This is a genomic window from Streptomyces sp. NPDC007189 (assembly GCF_040703635.1).
Lineage (GTDB): Bacteria > Actinomycetota > Actinomycetes > Streptomycetales > Streptomycetaceae > Streptomyces.
In genome coordinates, this window is the sequence record NZ_JBEYEY010000002.1 from 460,855 (window position 1) to 479,438 (window position 18,584).

Consider the following 18,584-nt stretch of genomic DNA (forward strand, 5'->3'; position numbering starts at 1 on the left):
TCGGTCCTGGCCACGACAATGCGGGGGGTAGTGTCCACAGCGGCGCGGACACGGGCGAGTTACCGGAAATTCATGCCCGCGGGGAACCTCCGACATGGGTCCCTACGTACTATTACCGGCCACCCTTTACCGAACACAGAGATTCGGGCTCATCGCCCTGGGGGAGTTCTATGCGTCATTTCGGGCACATCGCCCCCGAGGTGCGGCGGCGCCTCTTCCACCGGGAGCCGTGCGCGTTCACCGCGGACGCCCCGGCCCGGCTGCTCGCCGCCGCCCTCGGCGCCACCCTGTACAGCCCGGCCACCCGGCCGCGGCTCGCCGACGACATCGTCAAGCAGGCCGGGAACGGCGTGGTCTCGATGGTGCTGTGCCTGGAGGACTCGATCGACGACGCGGACGTGGTGGCCGGCGAGGAGAACCTCGTCCGGCAGTTCGCCGACCTGGCCGCCCGGCCCGGCTTCGAGCCGCCGCTGCTCTTCATCCGCGTGCGCACCCCCGGGCAGATCCCCGACCTGGCACGCCGGCTCGGCGCGTCCGTGCGGCTGCTGTCCGGGTTCGTGCTGCCCAAGTTCACCGAGGAGCGCGGCATTCCCTTCCTGGAGGCCCTGACCGTCGCCGAGGCGGAGTGCGGGCGCCGGCTGTTCGCCATGCCCGTCCTGGAGTCCCCCGAGCTGCTGTACCGCGAGTCCCGCGTGGACACCCTGGAGGGCATCTTCCGCGCGGTCGACAAGTACCGGGACCGGGTGCTCGCACTGCGCCTCGGCGTGACCGACTTCTGCTCCTCCTACGGCCTGCGCCGCGCCCCCGACATGACCGCCTACGACGTGCAGATCGTCGCCTCGGTGATCGCCGACGTCGTGAACATGCTGGGCCGGGCCGACGGCACCGGATTCACCGTCACCGGGCCCGTCTGGGAGTACTTCCGGCTCTCCGAGCGCATGTTCAAACCGCAGCTGAGGCAGAGCCCCTTCCTGGAGGTGCAGGCCGTCGAGCTGCGCGAGAAGCTGATCGAGCACGCCCTGGACGGGCTGCTGCGGGAGATCTCCCTCGACCAGGCCAACGGCCTGCTGGGCAAGACCTGCATCCATCCCGCCCATGTGCTGCCGGTGCACGCGCTGTCCGTGGTCAGCCACGAGGAGTACAGCGACGCCCAGGACATCCTGCGGCCGGAACGCGGCGGCGGGGGTGTACTCCGGTCGGCCTACACGAACAAGATGAACGAGGTGAAGCCGCACCGCGCCTGGGCCGAACGGACCCTGCTGCGCGCCGAGGTCTTCGGGGTCGCCCACGAGGACGTCGGCTTCGTGGAGCTGCTCGCCGCGGGAATGAACGCATGAGGAACGCAGTGCACGACGCCGTCTGGTCCGGCAGCTGGGTCGCCGAGCGGCTCGGGGTCGAACTCGTGGGGGACGACGCCCTGCGGTCCCTGCTGGGGCTCGCCCTGCGCCGCAACCCCAAGCGCGCCCACCTCCTGGTGTCGAACGTCCTCGGCAAGCATGTGCCGCAGTCGCCTTCGGTGGTCTACGGCCACGGATTCCGGCTCGGCCGCAAGGTCGCCGGGCTGCTCTCCCCGGCCGAGGCGCGCGCCGCGGTGGTCCTGGGCTACGCGGAGACCGCGACCGGCCTGGGCCACGCGGTCGCCGACGGGCTCGGCACGGCGCCGTACCTGCACTCCACGCGCCGGCCGGTGGACGGCGTCGCCCCCGCGGGCGGCTTCGAGGAGTCGCACTCGCACGCCACGTCGCATCTGCTGCTGCCCGAAGACCCCGCTCTGCTGGCCGGCGACGGTCCGCTGGTGCTCGTCGACGACGAGTTCTCCACCGGCAACACCGTGCTGAACACCATCCGCGACCTGCACGGACGGTATCCGCGCGCCCGGTATGTGGTGGTCGCCCTGGTCGACATGCGCTCGGCCGAGGACGTCGCGCGGATGGAGCGGTTCGCCGAGGAGACCGGGGCCCGGCTGGATCTGGTCGCCGCCGCCTCCGGGGCCGTACGGCTGCCGGAGGACGTGCTGATCAAGGGGCAGCAACTGGTGGCCGCCCACGAGACACAGCCCGGCGCTTCTGAAGGGCCGCATCGGCCGGCGCCCGTCGTCCGCGTCGACCTGCGCTGGCCCCACCGCCTCCCCGACGGCGGCCGCCACGGCTTCACCCCCGCCCACCGGGCCCGCCTGGAGGCCGCGCTGCCCGAGATGGCGGCCCGAATAAACGACGCCCTGCCCGCCGGCGCCCGCCGCGTCCTCGTGCTCGGCTTCGAGGAGCTGATGTACGCCCCGCTGCGCCTCGCCCGTGAGCTGGAGCAGGTCGCGGACGCGGAGGTGCGCTTCTCGACCACCACCCGCTCGCCCGTCCTCGCCGTGGACCACCCGGGGTACGCCATCCGCACCCGGCTGGTCTTCCCCGCGCACGACGACCCGGCCGACGGCCCCGGCGAGCGCTACGCCTACAACGTCGCGGGCGGAGGCTTCGACGCCGTCGTCGCCGTGGTGGACTCCGTCGCCGACACCCCCGCCCTGCACGCGCCCGACGGCCTGCTGGCCCGGCTCGGCGCGCACACCCCGCACGTCCTGCTCGCGGTCGTCCCGTCGTACGCACCGCACGCTCCCGAAAGGCCGGCCATGCTGCCCGAGCCCCTCCGCGGCCCCGCATTCTCCAGTTACCCGCCCGAGGAGGTCGGCTGGCTGCTCCAGGACCTCTCCGACGTCACGCTGGAGGCGCCGACCGAGGAGCGGGAGGAGGCCATCCAGAGCGGCGGCGCGCACTACGCCGAGTCGCTGCCGGTGGAGTACCAGCCCAGCGAGCAGTACCAGGAGCTGTTCCACGCGGCCCTCGCCACTTCCGCCGCCCGGATCGCGCAGGCCGTCGGCGTGGTGACCGAGACGGTCGTCGCCGAGCGGTCGCCGCGCCCGGTGCTGGTCTCGCTGGCCCGCGCGGGCACACCGGTCGGCATCCTGATGCGCCGCTGGGCCCGGTTCCGGCACGGCCTCGACCTGCCGCACTACGCGGTGTCGATCGTGCGCGGCCGGGGCATCGACGCCAACGCGCTGCGCTGGCTCGCCGCCCACCACGACCCGCGCGACGTCGTGTTCGTCGACGGCTGGACCGGCAAGGGCGCCATCACCCGCGAACTCGCCCAGGCCGTCGAGGAGTTCGAGGAGAAGGAGGGCATCACCGGCTTCGACCCGGAGATCGCCGTGCTCGCCGACCCGGGCTCCTGCGTGCGCACCTACGGCACCCGCGAGGACTTCCTCATACCCTCCGCGTGCCTCAACTCCACCGTCTCCGGTCTGATCTCGCGCACCGTGCTGCGCGCCGACCTGGTCGGCCCGGACGACTTCCACGGCGCGAAGTTCTACCGCGAACTCGCCGGCGCCGACGTCTCCGTCGCCTTCCTGGACGCCGTCGCCGCCCGCTTCCCCGAGGTCGCCGACGCCGTCGGCACCGCGGTGAAGGAGCTGATGGCCGAGGACCGCACCCCGACCTGGGCCGGCTGGCGGGCGGTGGAGCGCATCAGCGAGGAGTACGGCATCCACGACGTGAACCTCGTCAAGCCCGGCGTCGGCGAGACCACCCGGGTGCTGCTGCGCCGCGTGCCGTGGAAGATCCTCGCGCGCGCCGGAGCCGGCGCCGACCTCGACCACGTCCGGCTGCTCGCCGAGCAGCGCGGAGTCCCCGTCGAGGAGGTCGGCGAACTGCCGTACAGCTGCGTCGGGTTGATCCACCCCAAGTACACGCGCGGCGCCACCGGCGCCGACGGCAGGGCGGTGAGCGTCTGATGCCGGTGCTGGTGGCGAGCGACCTCGACCGCACGCTGATCTACTCCTCGGCGGCCCTCGCCCTGACCATGCCGGACGCCCGGGCGCCGCGGCTGCTGTGCGTGGAGGTGCACGAGAGCAAGCCGCTGTCGTACATGACGGAGACGGCGGCCCAGCTGCTGACCGATCTCGGCGACGCGGCCGTCTTCGTGCCGACGACGACCCGGACGCGCAAGCAGTACCAGCGGATCAACCTGCCGGGGCCGCCGCCGAAGTACGCGATCTGCGCCAACGGCGGCCATCTGCTCGTCGACGGGGTCACCGACGCCGACTGGCACGCGGGCGTGCAGGCCCGCCTCGCCGCCGAGTGCGCGCCGCTGGCCGAGGTCGGCGAGCACCTGATGCGTTCGGCCGACCCCGCCTGGGTGCGCAAGCACCGGGTCGCCGAGGACCTGTTCGCCTATCTCGTCGTCGAGCGCGAGCTGCTGCCCGAGGAGTGGGTGAAGGAGCTGGCGGTGTGGGCGGAGAACCGCGGCTGGACGGTCTCGCTGCAGGGCCGCAAGATCTACGCCGTGCCGCAGCCGCTCACCAAGAGCGCGGCCGTGCGCGAGATCGCCCGCCGCACCGGCGCCAATCTCACCCTGGCGGCCGGGGACTCCCTCCTGGACGCCGACCTCCTCCTCGCCGCCGACCGCGGCTGGCGCCCGGGGCATGGCGAGCTGGCGGACACGGGCTGGGCGGTGCCGGAGGTCGCGGCACTTCCCGAGCGGGGGGTGCTGGCGGGGGAGCGGATCGTACGGGAGTTTCTGAGGGCGACGCGCACGGCAACCCCCTAGGGGAGCGGGGGCTGTGCGGCAGCCCGGTGGGCGACTACCCGCAGCAGCCACCGCCGCAGCAGCCACCGCCGCCGCCCCCGGCCGGCGCCTGGGCGGCCGCTCCTGCCCTGCCGCCCACCGCCACGGTGGACAGCAGCTTCACCGTGTCGTCATGCCCCGCAGGGCAGGACGCGGGAGCGGCCGACTCGGCCATCGGACGGTTCAGTTCGAAGGTGTCGCCGCAGGTACGGCACCGGTACTCGTAGCGAGGCATGCGCACAGATTAACCGGCGCCGCGGGACCCCGGCTCTTCCTTCCCCTTGCCGGGCAGCGGCATCGTCATCGGCGGCGTGCCGGTCTCGTGCTCACGCCCCGGCGGCTCGGTGCGCGGATCGGGATGGCGGGCCCGCCAGTACGGGTTGTCGTGCGGCAGGCTCGAGCCGACCCGGCCGTACATGCCGAAGGTCATCAGCAGCAGGCCCACGATGAAGCTGAAGAACACGTTCGGGATCCTGAACGCCAGGAAGTTGTAGTCCGAGTCCAGCAGGCCCAGGAACAGGAATCCGTTCAGCAGGAACAGCACGCCGAACACCATGTTCAGCGTCGACGCCACGTTCCCGCCGACCACCATGCCGGTCAGCAGGATCGCCCCGACGACGATCGACAGCACGCTCAGCGTGCCGTTGGTGTTCAGCCCGGCGACGCTGTCACCGCTGAGGCTGAAGAAGCCGATGTGGTTGATCAGGCCCAGGACGCCGAAGACGACGAGGAACGCGCCGATCAGCCCCGCGCCGATCCGGTAGACCGTGTTCAGCTTGTGGTCGACGGGCAGGTGCTCGTCGAACGAGATCCGCCGCCGCGGCCTCGCGTGCACTGGTGCGTGTGTGGCCATATCCGCCTCCCTCGGGCGCTAGCGGAGGCCATCCGTCCATCCAATATCCGCCTGCCCGACCACACCCGGCAACACACACGCCCGCCGCACACCTCCGCGGCGGCCCCTCAGTGCCCCCCGCGCTCCTCCCGGATCCGGGTCACCACCTGGGCCGCCGTCTGCCGGACGGCGTCCGTCTCGGTCAGGAAGTGCCAGTAGTCGGGGTGGCGTCCCTCCAGCGAGCCGATCGCCCGCTCCAGCCGCTCCACCGCCTCGTCCAGCGGCCGGGCGTGCCGGGGGTCGGGGGTCGTACGGCCCGTCATGGCCAGCCGCTGGGCGTCGCGGATCGCGAACCGGGTCCGCTGGATCTCCGCCTGCGGATCCTTCTGCACCTCGTTCAGCCGCCGCAGCCGGTCACCCGCGGCCGACACGGCCTCGTCGGTGGTGTTCAGCAGGGCCCGTACCGTCGACAGCAGCGACGTGGCGTCCGGCCAGCGCTGGGCCTCCCGCGCCGCCTGCGCCTCGCGGAGCTTCAGCTCGGCCTGCCGTACGTTCTCCGCGGCCTGCTCGGGCACGTGCTGCAGGTCCTGCCAGCAGGTGGCGGCGAACCGGCGCCGCAGCTCGCTCAGCACCGGGTCCATCTGCCCGGCCCTGGTGGTGAGCGCCTGCGCGCGGGTGCGCAGGCTGACCAGCCGGTGGTCGATCTCGGCGGCCTTCTGCGGCAGCCGCTCGGCCTCGGCGCGGATCGCCCCGGCCTCCCGCTGCACCCGCTCGGCCCGCTCCAGGGTCTGCTGCGCCCCGTGCTGCCCGGCGCCCTGGTTCAGCTTGGTCAGCTCCGGCGACAGGGCGGCGAGCCGGGCGGCGAGGTCGTCGGCGCGCAGGCCCTTGGCCCGTACGGCGTCCAGGGCGTTGCTCGCGCCCAGCAGCGCCTGCCGGGCCCGCTCCACGGCGGGCGCCAGCCGGGCCAGCTGGGTCTCGGCCTTGCCGAGCAGCGGCCCGAGCGAGCTGCCGAAACGGTCCAGCTCCTGCTTGGCCCGGATCAGCTCGTCCTTCGCGGACGTCAGCTCCGAGCGCGCCCGCGCCGCCGCCGCGGCCTCCAGGTCGTCCCGGTCCAGGTCATGGGCGTCGACGGCCTGGATGTAGCGCTGGCTGACCTCGTCGATGCGCTGCCCGAGCGCCGCGAAGTCGGCGGCGGCGCGCCGGGCGGCGGGGGAGTCGTCCACGGCCGTGATGGTCTCGACGGAGATCCGCAGGTCGCGCTGGGCGGTGTCGAGTTCGTAGAACGCGGCCGCCGCGGCGTCCTTCGCGGCCTGCGCCTCGGCGCGCTGACTCTCGGCCCGGCCGCCGAACCAGCGCCGGGTGCCGCCGCCGGCGAACGCGGCGGGCAGGGCGAGCGCGGCCAGCACCGGCAGGCCGATCAAGGTGAGGGTGTCGCGCAGGGCCGCGGACCCGGACCGGGCCCGTACGGCGGTCGACGGCGGGTACGACCGCGTCGCTGGCGTGCCCGGTGTCCCCGTCACATCCCTCTCCCGTGCTGTGGTCCGCCGTGGGTGGTGTCATTCTCCCACCCGTTGTAGACGAACACACGGGCCGGTCAGTTCGCGGTTCCGGCCGGTCAGTTCGCGGTGCGGACCGTGATCCTGCCGTTGGAGGTATCGGCCGTCACCGAGTGCGGGCTGTGGTCGGAGCGCGGCACGGACACCGCGACCTTGCCGTTGTCCGAGTCGGCGTGGACGCGGTAGTCGGCGCGGGGCACGGTGATCGTCACGGCTCCGTTGCTGCTGTGGGCGCGCACGCTGTCGGGTACGCCGCTCAGGTCGAGGTCCACCGAGCCGTTGCTCGTCTCGGCCCGCACCTGCCGGGAGCCGCCGCGGGCCGTCACCGCGCCGTTGCCGGAGCGCAGCCGGAGCGGCCCGGTGGAGTCGGTGACGTGTACCGCGCCGTTGCTGGTGCGGATGCCCACCGGATCGGCGAATCCCCGGGCCCGCACGCTGCCGTTGCTGTCGATCACGTCCAGGGCGATGCCGCGCGGCACCTCGATCCGGTACGCGGCCGAGCAGTCGGCGATGAACCCGTTGCAGTGCATGCGCAGCGTCAGCCGGTCGTCGTGGAAGGACCAGCTGACCTTCGGGTCGCCGCCCACGACGACCCTGCCCTTGAACCACCGGGTGACCTGGACCGTCCCCGCCCTGTTCCCCTGCGCGGCGACGATCTGCAGTGCCGCGTCGTCGGAGTCGACGGTGAGGGTGCGGCCGTGCAGGGTGAAGGCGCGGTGGTCGGGGTGCTTGTCGTCGGCGGCGGAGGAGCCGCAGGCGGTGACCGCGGCGGCGAGCACCCCGGTGACGACGGCCATGGCGGCGGCGCGGATCGAAGCGGTACGGGCCATGCGGCTTCCCCCCTGGAACCGGCCCGCCGGGACCCGGCGGACCGGAGAAACTCGGTCTGCGCCGACCCTAGGCGAGCACCGGCCCGGCCCCGATCCGGCAGCCTCCCGGACCCGGGGTGGGGTTAACCCCCGTACACGGCCCCTGGCCCGGCGTTACGGGTTTGCCGCGCACCGGTGCGGGCAAGGTAGGCTGTCGACTCGTCCTGGGCGCGTGCCCGGGTGTCCGGGTGCGTAGCTCAGGGGTAGAGCGCCTGCCTTACAAGCAGGATGTCGGCGGTTCGAAACCGTCCGCGCCCACCAGCGAGCCCCCGGCCCATGCGGCCGGGGGCTTTCGTGATCGCGCCGTCATTCCTCCTCGTCGGGCTGTTCGTGGGCGTGCTTCAGCTTGGAGCGGGCGTCCATGCGGTCGGCTGCCGCGACCTCGGCCCAGAAGCGGTGCGTGGTGATGAACACCGCGAGTTCGTGCTCGCGGCGGCGCAGCTTCTCCACCTCGGCCTGTTCGTCCGCCGTCCAGCCCGGGGACGCGGGACGCTCCACCTTGCGCCAGCCGGTGTCGTCGCTGAAGCCGTCCATCGGCTCGACCGACCAGGGCAGGCGCTTGAGCAGGGCCGACAGCTCGGCCCGGACCTGATGCAGCTCCTCCTGACCGGCGAGGAGGTCACTGGGGAATTCATAGGTCGTAGCCACACGCCAATGCTACGCCTGTTCGATTTAGGGGAGCGAGGTCGTTCGCGAGGTCCGCGGCAGGTTCAGCCGAACGGGTGGCCCGGCGGGCAGGAGGCCCCGCCCGCCGGTGCCGTCGCGGTCTCGTCCCGCGGTCAGTGGCCGGCGGCCCGCAGCTCGCCCACCAGGCGGGCCGTCACCGGCGCCGCCACCCCGTGCCGGCCGGCCGCGCGGAGCAACGCCCCGCCGATGGCGTCGAGTTCGAGCGGCCGGCCCGCCTCGGCGTCGCGCTGCATGGAGGACTTGGCGCCGGGCGGGAAGGCGTCGTACCGGGCCATCGCCTGGGCCGGGTCGGCCGGTCCGGCGCAGGCGCGGCTGACCGCGGCGGCCTCGGCGACCAGCGCCTGAAGCTCCTCGCGGTGCCGCGTGCGGGCCTCGCCGAGGGGGAGGCCGTACCGGGTGGTGAGCAGGGCGAAGGGGGCGAGGAACGCCATCTTGGCCCACAGGGCCGCCGTTTCGTCCCCGACCGCGCGGGCGGTCGTGCCGGCGGACGTGAGGGCGGCCGCCAACTCCTCGAGGCGGGGCCGGGGTACGGCGTCCCCGGCCAGGTCGATCTCCGTGAACGGGCTGCCGTGTTCGATCACGCCGGGGCCGACGCGGGTGGACTCCACGCGGATCACCGCGGGGGCGACCCGGTCGGGGCGGTACCGGGCGCGCAGGGCCGCGGGGTGTTCGACGCCGTTCAGGAGCGGTACGACGAGGGCGTCGCCCAGCGCGGCGGGCGGCACCCGGGTCAGGGCGGCGTCCAGCGCGGTGTGCTTGACGGCGATCAGGCAGGCGTCCACCGGTTCGCGCAGCTCGGTGTCCGCCTCGACGGGGGCGGTGAACACGCCGAACTGCGGGCTGCGGACCGTGATGCCGCTGCGGCGCAGGGCTTCGGCGGTGCCGTCCTGGGCCAGGCAGATCACGCGGTGCCCGGCGCGGGACAGCAGGGCGGCGAGGAGGCCGCCGGTGCCGCCGGGGCCGAGCACGGCCACAGTGTTCTTTTTCGCCACGGCGTTCGCCATGAGGCTCTTCCCTTCGACGGTCGGCCCCGGGGATCGGTGGCCGCCTTCGGCGGGATCATCGCACCGCGCCGCCGGCTGCGTGAGACTGGGGGCATGTGCCGGAGCATCAAGACGCTGCGTCCGCCCGTGCTGCCTGGTGAGGCCACGGAAGAGGACATCCACGCCGCCGCCCTGCAGTACGTACGGAAGATCTCGGGCTTCCGGGCCCCCGCCGCGCACAACCGCGAGGTCTTCGACCGCGCGGTGGCGGCGGTGGCCGAGGCCACGGCGGAGTTGCTCGGGGGGCTGGAGGTGCGCGGGCAGTCGGCCAGGAGCGCCCCGTAGCGCCCCGGTGACGTGTCATCAGGACAACTGCGCCGGGCATCGGCGCAGTTGACGGCTCTGCCATGCCCTCGTGCGGTCATCCGCGCGCTCGTGCGGTCATCGGCGCCGCGCGGCCGATGCGTGCGGCTCACCCATGGCCAAATGTTGAACTTGCAAGCACTGCTTAGGTACCCCTAACCTGGGTGCACCATTCGGTACCGCCGCCCCCACGACCGGCCCTTCTCCCGTCCCCGGCCGGCCCGACCGACACCGAAGAGGAGCACCCCGCTCATGACCGCACGCCTCCATACCGCTCAGCCCTATGTCCTCGGGCTCTTCCGCATCGTCGTAGGCCTGCTCTTCACCGTGCACGGCGCCGCGTCCCTCTTCGGCGTCCTCGGCGGCGCCGTCGGCACCCACGGCGGCACGATCCCGGCCGGCACCTGGCCCGGCTGGTACGCGGCCGTGATCCAGCTGGTCGCCGGCGCCCTGGTGCTCCTCGGCCTCGGCACCCGCGGGGCCGCGCTGATCGCCTCGGGCTCGATGGCGTACGCCTACTTCGACGTGCACCAGCAGGCCGCGCTGTGGCCCATCCAGAACGGCGGCGAACTGCCCGTGCTGTTCTGCTGGTCCTTCTTCCTGCTGGTCTTCACCGGGTCCGGCGCCTTCGGGCTCGACCGGCTCGTCGCCCGCCGCACCGCCGCGGACGCCCGGGCCGCCACCGAGCGGGCCCCGATAGCCGCCTGACACGGCCGACGGCGCCCTTCCCCGCCACGAGGGGGGAAGGGCGCCGTCCTGTTTCCCGTGGCCGTCCCCGCTTACGACGCGCTGCGGAACGGCACGGTGACACAGGCCACGCGGGCGCCCTTCATGCCGGGCTCGTTGTGGATCAGCACCGAGCCGGCCTGTCCCTTGCGGAAGGTCCAGGCGTGCTTGGCGCTCGCGCTGCCGATCCCGTTCGCGTTGGACTTGAAGTCCAGCCAGATCTCGTTGTCCTTGGTCATGTGGGCGGCGTCCGTGCCGGGCTTGTTCTGGTAGTGCTTGCCGGCGGCGGCGGGGTCGGCGCCGCAGGCCTTCTGATGGACGTGGACCCCGAAGAGATGGTTGGGCTTGACGCCGGCCACCCGCAGCTCGACGGTCGTGGCGCCGTTCGCCGCCGTCTTCTGGTGGACCAGGATCAGGGCCCCGGACGGGACGAGTTTCTTGTCGTACGTCACCGCCATCGGCTTCGCGGACCCGGCCGGCGCGGAGAACACGCCGTAGGTCTCCATCGAGTAGCCATGGGCGGTGCTCGGCGTCCCGGTCGCGAAGAGGGCCGCGGCGAGGGCGCCCGCGTAAACGGCTGCCACCATGATGTGCACCTTTTTCTGCGCTTGACGCGCCGTCTTTCGTTCGGAGTGTGTGCCTGAAGTCCGTACAGGTCTGTCTCCATTGCTACGGACACGGCACGACCGCGCCGCACAGCGGGCACCGTTCGGGTGACAGCGCGCGGCCACCGCATCCACGCTCCGTAGCATCTGTGGCCCCCTCTGGCCCTGGTGTCACACCAGCGGCGTACGCTGTACGGCTGTCAACGGGGGAGCAACGGGAGTCGTCGTGTTCGAGAGTGTGGGGTCACTGGCCGCCGGGCCATGGATCTATGCCGCGGTGGTCATGTCCGTGCTGCTCGACGTGTTCGTGCCGGTGCTGCCCAGCGGGGTGCTCGTCATCACGGCGGGTACGGCCGCGGCCGCCGGGTCGGGCGCGGCGGCCGGGCAGGTCCCGCACAACGTGCCGGACCTGCTGGTCCTGATTCTCTCCGCGGCGACCGCCTCGGTCCTCGGCGATCTGGTGGCGTACCGCCTGGCCTGGCGGGGCGGCGAGCGGCTGGACCGGGCCATAGCGCGCTCCCGGCGGCTGACCACCGCGCAGGAACGTCTCGGCGACGCCCTGGCCCGGGGCGGCGGCGCGCTGGTCGTCCTCGCCCGCTTCGCCCCCGCCGGCCGCTCGGTCGTCTCCTTCTGCGCGGGCGCCGCCCACCGCCGCGCCCGCGACTTCCTGCCCTGGTCCGCCCTGGCCGGCCTCTCCTGGGCCGCGTACAGCGTGGCCCTCGGCTACTACGGCGCCCAGTGGCTCGGCGCGACCTGGCTGGCCACGGCCGTCTCCTTCGCGGCGCTGTTCGCGGCGGGCGCGGCGGCGGGGTACCTGATGCGCCGCCGCCCGGCTTCCTGACGGCCCCGCGCCGGAAGGGGCGCGGGGCCGTGTCCTTCCGGTGTGCGGCCGGCTCAGCAGCTCGCCAGGTAGTTCGTCAGCGCGCTCTTCTCCGCGGAGTCGACCGAGAGGTCGTAGTAGTACTTCACCTGCACCCAGGCCCGGACGTAGGTGCACACGTACGCGGAGCGGGACGGCACCCAGGTCGCCGGGTCCTGGTCGCCCTTGGCCTGGTTGACGTTGTCGGTGACGGCGAGGAGCTGGGGGCGGGTGACGTCGTTGGCGAACGCCTGCCGCTGCGCGGTGGTCCACTTGCTCGCGCCGGAGTCCCAGGCCTCGGCCAGCGGCACGAGGTGGTCGATGTCGACGTCGGAGGGGGAGGTCCAGGTGGCGCCGTCGTACGGCGAGTACCAGCTGCCGCTGGTGGCGGTGCAGGCGGAGTCGGTGACGACGTTCGTGCCGTCCCGCTTGAGGATCCACTCGCGGGTGTTGCAGGTGCCGGAGATGGTGATCCAGGTCGGGAACTTGTCGCGGCTGTAGCCGGTGCGGTTCTCGGTGGCGACGGTGAGCTGGGAGAGGTAGCTGCGCGCGGTGGCGGCGCTGACCGGGGTCGGCAGGGCGGCGGAGGCGCTGGGGGAGTCGAACAGGGCGGCGGAGGCTATGAGCCCGGTGAGCACGGCGAGTATGCTCAGCCGTCGACGCGCGTAGAACCTGGGCATGCGAACTCCCTTGTGGGGTCAAGGATTTGGGTGCGAGCGAGGGAATGCTCGCGGGGCCGCGTGGCCGGTGGGTGAGCGCTCGGTAAGAAGTTAGTGACGCGTTCATGTCACGACAAGGGTCCGGCGGGGTTCGCGGCCGAACCTTCACATCCCGTACGATGGGCGGCGCAGAAGGGGAGTAGCTCTTCGCCGGACCGTCGACATACTGCTCAGCCAGCCTGAGCCGGCGCCCGGAGGCGGACCCTCGAGGCCCTCCAGGACCTTGAGGACCGCCAGCGAGACCTTCGGCAAGCAGTGCACGCCCGTGTCCCCGCGACACGGGCGCCGAGTGTGCTGCCGTGCCGAGGTGTCATCGCATGACGTACCGCACTCTCGGCGGGGCAGCCCCGACCGATTGAGGAACCTTGATCAGCATCACCGTGACGGCGCTCGTCTTCGGCGTCATCTTCCTCGCCGAACTGCCGGACAAGACCGCGCTCGCCGGCCTCGTCCTCGGCACCCGCTACCGCGCGAGCCACGTCTTCGCCGGAGTCGCCGCCGCCTTCCTGCTGCACGTCGTGATCGCCGTCGCGGCCGGCAGCGCGCTGACCCTGCTGCCCCAGCGGATCGTGCACGCCGTCACCGGCGTCCTGTTCCTCGGTGGCGCGGCGATGCTGCTGCTGCAGAAGGGCGAGGACGAGGAGGAGATCAAGAAGCCCGCCGACCAGTCCTTCTGGAAGGTCGCCGGCACCGGCTTCATGCTGATCCTCGTCGCCGAGTTCGGCGATCTCACCCAGATCATGACCGCCAACCTCGCCGCCCGCTACGACGACCCGATTTCCGTCGGCCTCGGCGCGGTGCTCGGCCTGTGGGCCGTCGCCGGACTCGGCATCGTCGGCGGGAAGGCCCTGATGAAGAGGGTGCCGCTACGGCTGATCACGCAGATCGCGGCGCTGCTGATGCTGGGGCTCGGCGTGTGGAGCCTGTACGAGGCGGCGGCGGGCTGAGCCCGGCCGAGCTGAACGCCCGGTGAACCCTTCGCGGGGGCGGTGGCGGGATCCGCCCCTGTTTTGTACCGTAGAGAAACAAAGTGGCTCCCGCCCGTTTTCCCTGACCGGCGGGCGGGGTCCTTTGTCCCTTCGGGGCTTGTCCCACCCTTCGGGGCCTTCTTCGTTCCTGGAGCTGCCGATGACGGCCACCGCCACGCCCACCGTCCTCACCGCCCGCGCCCTCCTGCTCGACATGGACGGCACGCTCGTCAACTCGGACGCCGTCGTGGAGCGCATCTGGCGCCGCTGGGCCGAGCGGCACGGGCTGGACGGCGACGAGGTGATGAAGGTCGTGCACGGACGGCAGGGGCACGCCTCCATGGCCGTACTGCTGCCCGACCGGCCCATGGAGCACAACCTCGCCGACAACGCGCGCATGCTCGCCGAGGAGACCGCCGACACCGAGGGCGTCGTCGAGATCCCCGGCGCCTCGGCCTTCCTCGCTTCCCTGCGCGGACTGCCGCACGCGCTGGTGACCTCCGCCGACGTGCCGCTGTCCACCGCGCGCATGAACGCCGCCGGGCTGCCGCTGCCTGACGTCCGCATCACCGCCGAGTCGGTCGGCGCGAGCAAGCCCGACCCCGAGGGCTTCCTGAAGGGCGCGGCCGAGCTGGGCGTCGATCCGGCGGACTGCGTGGTCTTCGAGGACTCGGGGGCCGGGATCGCGGCGGGGCGCTCCGCGGGGATGACCGTGGTGGGCGTCGGCCCGCGCGCCGGGCTGCACGGGCCGGACGTGGTGGTGCGGGACCTCACGCAGGTGCGGGTGGAGGCTGCGGGGGGCGGGGCGATGCGGGTGCACATCGGCTGACGCCCGCCGGCGCGCCGGCCGGGTGCTGGCCGCCGCCCAGGAGGCGGGCGTCCCGGCGCGCCAGCGCCGCGCGCGGCAGCCGCCCGCGCCCGACGGGTGAGTACGGAGAGTCGGGCAGGCGCCGGTCCGTCCGCCCGGCATGTGTTCGCGGACGGCACCGAGGTGTCGCTGCCGAACGCCTCGCGCGCGGGTGTGGTCGCGGCCCTGGGGGTGCGTGTCGGTCGGCGTGGGGTTTTCGCCGCGTGCCGGTGCGGGTGCCGTGCTGGAGGGGTCGCCCCCGCCGCCCCACAAAACGCCGGACGGGCTGCTCTACGGCTCGGAAGTCTCCGCCTCCAGGCTCTTCCGTGTCGCTGGCCCGTATGCCCCCAGGGTGTCGCCGTGGACGCCGCGCGCCAGTTGGTAGGTGCGTACGGCGTCCTCCACGGGGCGGGTGAAGACGCCGGTGATCTGGTCGCCGTAGAGGTTCAACTGGCGTAGGCGCTGCTGGAGTTCGGTCACCTCCGGGCCCCGGTCGCCGAGGTGCAGCGCCGGGGTCGCGGCGGGGGTGGTCCGCGTGGTGGCGGGGGCGGTGGGGGAGGCCGGGCGGGTCGTAGCGGCGCCGGATCCGGTCGGGGACGGCGACGCGGACGGTCTCGCCGACGGGCTCGCCGGGCGGGGCGCGGGGGACTGCGCCGTCGGCACAGCGGAGTACGGCGGTGCGGGCGAGGAGGGCGCCGTCGGTGACGCCGGGGTCGAGCCGGGCGCGTCCGGCACGCTCTCCCTCACCTCCCGCGCCGCCCGGTCCCGGGTCGGCGGGTGGTACGACAGCAGCCCGCTCGCCAGCCCGGCCGCGGCCACGACGGCCGCACCGGCACCGGCGACCGACACCAGCACGGCACGACGGGCACTCCGCGGGCGCGGGCGCGGCCCGGCGCCGTCCGGCTGCGGCTGCGGCTCCGTCGCGTCCGGTGGCGGTGGGCCCTCGGCATGCGGCTGCACCTCCATCCTGGCCGTTCGATCCACCGCGTCCTCTGCCCGGCCCCCCGCGGGCTCCTCGAAGTCCACGTACGGGCGTATGCGCAGGGGGTCGAAGTCCTCCGCTGCCGCTGCCTCGGCCGTGCGGGTCTCGTGGAGGGCCTCGGCGGCGCGGGCGGTGCAGTCGCAGGACGGGCCGCGGTCCGGGCGTCTGGGCGCACCGCACTCCGGGCAGGCGTGGCCCAGGGGGCCCTCGGAATCAGTCATGTGTTCGCCCTCCCCTCACGAACCACCGACCTTATGCGCACCTTCTTCGCATGCGCCGCCGGAAACGCGGGACTCAACAGGCCATGAAAGGTGACACCGACCACGATGGAAGAGGTGCACCCGAGCCCCGGGAGGTCTCCATGGCCCTGGACACACACGGCACGGAGAAGGAGGCGCAGGCCGCCGAGCACGTCACCGGCAACGTGTTCGTCTCGATCGGCGCCCTGCTCCTGGGCCTGCTGCTCGCCGCGCTCGACCAGACGATCGTGTCGACCGCGCTGCCCACCATCGTCAGTGATCTGGGCGGACTGGAGCACCTGTCCTGGGTCGTCACCGCCTACCTGCTCGCCTCGACCGCCGCGACCCCGCTGTGGGGCAAGCTCGGCGACCAGTACGGCCGCAAAAGGCTCTTCCAGACCGCGATCGTCATCTTCCTGATCGGCTCCGCGCTGTGCGGCATGGCGCAGAACATGCCCCAGCTGATCGCGTTCCGCGCGCTGCAGGGACTCGGCGGCGGCGGGCTGATGGTGCTGTCCATGGCGATCGTCGGCGACATCGTGCCACCGCGCGAACGCGGCCGCTACCAAGGGCTGTTCGGGGCCGTGTTCGGGGCGACCAGCGTGCTCGGGCCGCTGCTCGGCGGGCTGTTCACCCAGCATCTGAGCTGGCGCTGGGTGTTCTACGTCAATCTGCCCGTCGGCGCCGTCGCCCTCGCCGTGATCGCCACCGCCCTGCACATCCCGCGCCGCACCGCCCGCCACGTCATCGACTACCTCGGCACCCTCCTGATCGCCTCCGTCGCCACCTGCCTCGTCCTGGTGGCCTCCCTCGGCGGCACCACCTGGCCCTGGGCCTCGCCGCAGATCATCGGGCTGGCCGTGCTGGGCGTGCTGCTCGCCGTGGCGTTCGTCGCCGTCGAGCGGCGGGCTGCCGAACCCGTGCTGCCGCTGAAGCTGTTCGGCATCCGCACGTTCACGCTCGCCGCCGTCATCAGCTTCATCGTCGGCTTCGCCATGTTCGGCGCGATGACCTATCTGCCGACGTTCCTGCAGGTCGTGCACGGCATCTCGCCGACCCTGTCGGGCGTGCACATGCTGCCCATGGTCGTCGGCCTGCTGCTGTCGTCCACGATTTCCGGGCAGATCGTCAGCCGCACCGGACGCTGGAAGGTCTTCCCGGTCACCGGCACCGCCGTCACCGCCATCGGCCTGCTCCTGCTGCACCGGCTCGACGAGCACAGCCCGACCGCCGAGATGAGCGCCTACTTCTTCGTCTTCGGCCTCGGACTCGGCCTGGTCATGCAGGTGCTCGTCCTCGTCGTGCAGAACGCGGTGTCGTACGAGGACCTGGGCGTCGCCACCTCCGGCGCGACCTTCTTCCGCTCCATCGGCGCCTCCTTCGGCGTGGCGATCTTCGGAACGGTGTTCGCGAGCCGGCTCGGCGACAAGCTCACCGCCGCCTTCCGCGGCGCCCATCTGCCGCCCGGCGCCTCCGCGAACACGCTCAAGTCCGACCCGCGCGGCATCGCCGCCCTGCCGCCCGCCCTGCGCCCGGCGGCCCTGCACGCCTACGCGTCCGCCATCACCGACGTCTTCCTCTACGCCGCTCCCGTCGCCGTCCTCGGCTTCCTGCTGGCCTGGTTCCTGAAGGAGGACCGGCTGCGCGGCTCGGTCACCGCGCCGGACGCCTCCGAGACCATCCCGCCCAACCCGGTCGAGCGGTCCTCCTACGACGAGTGCGCGCGGGCCCTGTCCCTGCTCGGCACCCGCGAGGGCCGCCGCGCGATCTACCGCACGATCACCGAACGTGCCGGGTACGACCTGCTGCCCGCCGCCAGCTGGATGCTGCTGCGCATCCGCAAGTACGGCTCCGTCGAACCGGCCCTGCTCGCCGAGCGCAGCCCCGTCCCGCTCGACGCCGTCATGGCCGCCGCCCGCCAGGTCGAGGAACGGCGCCTCGCCGAACGCCGTGGCCTGGACCTGTACTTGACCGCGTCCGGCCGGGTGACCGCCGAACGGCTCGCCAAGGCCCGCGAGGAGTCCCTCGTGGAACTCCTCGGCGACTGGTGGACGACCGGCCGTTCCACCGACCTGACCCAGCTCGTCAGGGAACTCACCGCCGAACTGTGCGGCACCGACCGCGAACGCCCCCACGAGGAGGCGAGGGTCAAGGCCCGCTGACCGCCAGCTCCTTGCGGAACCAGTGCTCCGCGTACACGTCGTCGTTGTGCGGGGCGGTCTCGGTGTAGCCGAGGCGGGCGTACAGGGCGCGGGCCTCGACCAGGTCGTCGCGGGTGTCCAGGAGCAGCCGCCGGGCACCCAGCGCGCGGGCCGCCTCCTCGGCGGCGGCCACGAGGAGCGGGGCGCCGCCCCTGCCGCGCAGGTGCGGGTGCACGAACACCCGGGTCAGCTCCGCCGTGCCCGGCGCCAGCAGCCGTACCCCCGCCGAACCGCCCGGCTCGCCGCCGTACCAGCCCACGAGCAACCGCCCGGTCGGCGGGGCGAGTTCGGCGCCGCTCCGGGCCGCGATCTCCCGCTCCAGCTCGTCCGGGTCGGTGCGCCGGCCCTCGTGCAGCAGGTACCAGCGGTCGCTGACCTCGGTGTAGTACGCCCGCCACAGCGCGGCGGCGACCGGGGAGTCGTACGGCTCCGGGCTGATCGTCCACGTCATGCCGCCCATTCTCGGCGGCCGTGAGGACACCGCCGAGCGATTTTCCGGCGGGCGCCGGATGCGGGCCGCCGTTTGTGACGGTCCTT

Annotated in this window: 19 protein-coding genes and 1 tRNA gene; 10 read left to right on the top strand and 10 right to left on the bottom strand. The window is 73.1% G+C overall.

What is annotated here, in order from left to right; all coding sequences use genetic code 11:
• The first annotated feature begins 170 nt into the window (after positions 1-170).
• Genes AB0950_RS05165 through AB0950_RS05175 form a run of 3 tightly spaced genes read left to right on the top strand, consistent with a single transcriptional unit; the run spans position 171 to position 4,593 of the window.
• Positions 171-1,337, top strand: coding sequence for an HpcH/HpaI aldolase/citrate lyase family protein (locus tag AB0950_RS05165; protein ID WP_366777828.1), 1,167 nt, complete (start codon positions 171-173; stop codon positions 1,335-1,337).
• Positions 1,334-3,778: a phosphoribosyltransferase gene (locus AB0950_RS05170; RefSeq protein ID WP_366777829.1), complete on the top strand. Its 2,445-nt coding sequence runs from the start codon at positions 1,334-1,336 to the stop codon at positions 3,776-3,778. The genes AB0950_RS05165 and AB0950_RS05170 overlap by 4 nt, the downstream gene beginning before the upstream one ends.
• Positions 3,778-4,593, top strand: a complete 816-nt coding sequence (locus AB0950_RS05175) for an HAD family hydrolase (protein ID WP_366777830.1) — start codon at positions 3,778-3,780, stop codon at positions 4,591-4,593. The genes AB0950_RS05170 and AB0950_RS05175 overlap by 1 nt, the downstream gene beginning before the upstream one ends.
• A 34-nt stretch (positions 4,594-4,627) precedes the next feature.
• On the opposite strand, the gene AB0950_RS05180 is transcribed toward AB0950_RS05175, so the two are convergent.
• The 4 genes from AB0950_RS05180 to AB0950_RS05195 all read right to left on the bottom strand — a co-directional run bounded on the left by AB0950_RS05180 (position 4,628) and on the right by AB0950_RS05195 (position 7,829).
• On the bottom strand, positions 4,628-4,846 hold the full coding sequence (locus tag AB0950_RS05180; protein WP_360143908.1) for a zinc ribbon domain-containing protein: 219 nt from the start codon (positions 4,844-4,846) through the stop codon (positions 4,628-4,630).
• 9 nt (positions 4,847-4,855) lie between these two features.
• Positions 4,856-5,464, bottom strand: coding sequence for a DUF4383 domain-containing protein (locus tag AB0950_RS05185; protein WP_360143905.1), 609 nt, complete (start codon positions 5,462-5,464; stop codon positions 4,856-4,858).
• A gap of 107 nt (positions 5,465-5,571) precedes the next feature.
• On the bottom strand, positions 5,572-6,963 hold the full coding sequence (locus tag AB0950_RS05190) for a hypothetical protein (protein WP_366777831.1): 1,392 nt from the start codon (positions 6,961-6,963) through the stop codon (positions 5,572-5,574).
• 95 nt (positions 6,964-7,058) lie between these two features.
• On the bottom strand, positions 7,059-7,829 hold the full coding sequence (locus tag AB0950_RS05195; protein WP_366777832.1) for a DUF4097 family beta strand repeat-containing protein: 771 nt from the start codon (positions 7,827-7,829) through the stop codon (positions 7,059-7,061).
• Between the two features lie 225 nt (positions 7,830-8,054).
• On the opposite strand from AB0950_RS05195, the gene AB0950_RS05200 reads away from it, so the two are divergent.
• Positions 8,055-8,129: transfer RNA gene (locus tag AB0950_RS05200), tRNA-Val, on the top strand.
• Positions 8,130-8,174: 45 nt separating this feature from the next.
• Here AB0950_RS05200 and AB0950_RS05205 read toward each other — a convergent pair.
• A complete protein-coding gene (locus tag AB0950_RS05205; RefSeq protein WP_360143896.1) occupies positions 8,175-8,516 on the bottom strand; it encodes a hypothetical protein in 342 nt (113 codons plus the stop codon).
• A gap of 131 nt (positions 8,517-8,647) precedes the next feature.
• On the bottom strand, positions 8,648-9,559 hold the full coding sequence (locus tag AB0950_RS05210; RefSeq protein WP_360143893.1) for a 2-dehydropantoate 2-reductase: 912 nt from the start codon (positions 9,557-9,559) through the stop codon (positions 8,648-8,650).
• Between the two features lie 93 nt (positions 9,560-9,652).
• Here AB0950_RS05210 and AB0950_RS05215 point away from each other — a divergent pair, with 93 nt between their 5' ends.
• Positions 9,653-9,883 (top strand): DUF2277 domain-containing protein, encoded by a 231-nt coding sequence (locus AB0950_RS05215; protein WP_153534558.1) that lies wholly within the window; start codon positions 9,653-9,655, stop codon positions 9,881-9,883.
• Positions 9,884-10,153: 270 nt separating this feature from the next.
• The gene (locus AB0950_RS05220; RefSeq protein ID WP_360143888.1) at positions 10,154-10,609 is read left to right on the top strand and encodes a DoxX family protein; all 456 of its coding nucleotides are present in this window, start codon (positions 10,154-10,156) and stop codon (positions 10,607-10,609) included.
• Between the two features lie 71 nt (positions 10,610-10,680).
• Here AB0950_RS05220 and AB0950_RS05225 read toward each other — a convergent pair whose 3' ends face one another.
• Positions 10,681-11,214, bottom strand: a complete 534-nt coding sequence (locus AB0950_RS05225; protein WP_360143885.1) for a superoxide dismutase family protein — start codon at positions 11,212-11,214, stop codon at positions 10,681-10,683.
• 244 nt (positions 11,215-11,458) lie between these two features.
• Between AB0950_RS05225 and AB0950_RS05230 the strand changes: the two genes are divergently transcribed.
• Positions 11,459-12,073, top strand: coding sequence for a VTT domain-containing protein (locus AB0950_RS05230; RefSeq protein ID WP_360571024.1), 615 nt, complete (start codon positions 11,459-11,461; stop codon positions 12,071-12,073).
• Between the two features lie 53 nt (positions 12,074-12,126).
• Here AB0950_RS05230 and AB0950_RS05235 read toward each other — a convergent pair whose 3' ends face one another.
• Positions 12,127-12,771, bottom strand: coding sequence for an HNH endonuclease family protein (locus AB0950_RS05235; protein WP_360143879.1), 645 nt, complete (start codon positions 12,769-12,771; stop codon positions 12,127-12,129).
• 404 nt (positions 12,772-13,175) lie between these two features.
• Here AB0950_RS05235 and AB0950_RS05240 point away from each other — a divergent pair, with 404 nt between their 5' ends.
• Both AB0950_RS05240 and AB0950_RS05245 read left to right on the top strand, forming a co-directional pair.
• The gene (locus AB0950_RS05240; protein WP_366777833.1) at positions 13,176-13,757 is read left to right on the top strand and encodes a TMEM165/GDT1 family protein; all 582 of its coding nucleotides are present in this window, start codon (positions 13,176-13,178) and stop codon (positions 13,755-13,757) included.
• A 181-nt stretch (positions 13,758-13,938) separates the two neighbouring features.
• Entirely contained in the window at positions 13,939-14,607 is a 669-nt protein-coding gene (locus AB0950_RS05245) for an HAD family hydrolase (protein ID WP_366777834.1), read from the top strand.
• A gap of 309 nt (positions 14,608-14,916) precedes the next feature.
• On the opposite strand, the gene AB0950_RS05250 is transcribed toward AB0950_RS05245, so the two are convergent.
• Positions 14,917-15,828, bottom strand: a complete 912-nt coding sequence (locus AB0950_RS05250; protein WP_366777835.1) for a peptidoglycan-binding domain-containing protein — start codon at positions 15,826-15,828, stop codon at positions 14,917-14,919.
• Between the two features lie 140 nt (positions 15,829-15,968).
• Here AB0950_RS05250 and AB0950_RS05255 point away from each other — a divergent pair, with 140 nt between their 5' ends.
• Positions 15,969-18,008 carry an MDR family MFS transporter gene (locus AB0950_RS05255; RefSeq protein ID WP_366777836.1) on the top strand — a complete coding sequence of 680 codons (2,040 nt, stop codon included), beginning with the start codon at positions 15,969-15,971 and terminating at the stop codon, positions 18,006-18,008.
• Here the strand turns inward: AB0950_RS05255 and AB0950_RS05260 are convergent.
• Positions 17,995-18,498, bottom strand: a complete 504-nt coding sequence (locus tag AB0950_RS05260; RefSeq protein WP_360143864.1) for a GNAT family N-acetyltransferase — start codon at positions 18,496-18,498, stop codon at positions 17,995-17,997. The two genes, AB0950_RS05255 and AB0950_RS05260, sit on opposite strands and share 14 nt — an antisense overlap.
• Positions 18,499-18,584 lie beyond the last annotated feature (86 nt).